The 957-nt window shown below is 63.4% G+C and carries 1 protein-coding gene; it reads right to left on the reverse strand.

Annotated features, from left to right (window positions below; all coding sequences use genetic code 11):
• Positions 1–233: 233 nt before the first annotated feature.
• Positions 234–779: a hypothetical protein gene (locus tag AC1D00_RS42905; RefSeq protein ID WP_477014892.1), complete on the reverse strand. Its 546-nt coding sequence runs from the start codon at positions 777–779 to the stop codon at positions 234–236.
• Between the last annotated feature and the right edge of the window lie 178 nt (positions 780–957).

Below are 957 nucleotides of genomic sequence, written 5' to 3' on the forward strand. Positions count from 1 at the left end.
GCCCGAGGTCGAGGAGACCTCAAAGCTCAGCCGCTGGCCGCCGGCGATGTTCAGGCAGTGGAAGATCGAGAATTTGATGCGGTGGAAGGCTTCGTCGTGGAAGCTGAAGGATTGGCTCTAGGCCATCCAAATACCGACGTCGTTCCGGAATGGCGCGTAAGCGCCAGACCCGGAATCTCGAGATTCCGGGTTCGATGCTTCGCATCGCCCCGGAATGACGGCGCTAACTCACATCACCAATAACGGTACGGATAGTGCCAGCGGTGCCAATGGGGCCAGCGACAGATGCGGCGCGGGCCGTAATAGGTCCAGATGATCCGGCAGCGGCGCGGATAGTGGTAGTAGGGATAGTAGCCGCCGTAATAATAGCGCCGGTGGAAGTGGCGATAGCCATAATGCGGGCGATAGATTCCGTAGCGATGAAATCCGCCTCCGCCGTAGTGGCGAACTCCTCCGTAGCGAATGCCACCGCCGTGGAAGGCGGGTGCGGCGCGGAAGCCGCCGCCATGGAAGCCGCCGAAATGTCCGCCGCCACCACGGAAGCCGCCGCCGCCGTGAAAACCTCCGCCATGTCCGCCACCGCCATGTCCGCCGCCGCCGTGGCGAACCTGCGTGACGAGATCGTCGCTTGCGGCCTTCGCCGCCGGCAGCGCCGTTGGATTGATCGGAGTCATCGCCTCGGCGCGGCGCGCAGTCCCGGCCGACAGCATCAGCGTGGCAACGGCCGCAAGCCCGAGCAAGCGTAGCGGGCTTGTCCCAACACCCAAAATCCTCAGCATGGAATTCTCCCTCAACCCGCACAGCCGCATTGCGGCGCAGCGTCTCGCGCCACCGCTGTTCATTCGGCTGTTCACTTGCGGTCGCTCCCAAGATTAAATTAGGGACGGCGACGTGAACGCCTCATGAATGAGCGTCCCTCCGAGCGATGCGCTTCGTAGCCCGGATGGAGCGTTGCGT

This window comes from Bradyrhizobium sp. P2_E8, assembly GCF_056403875.1.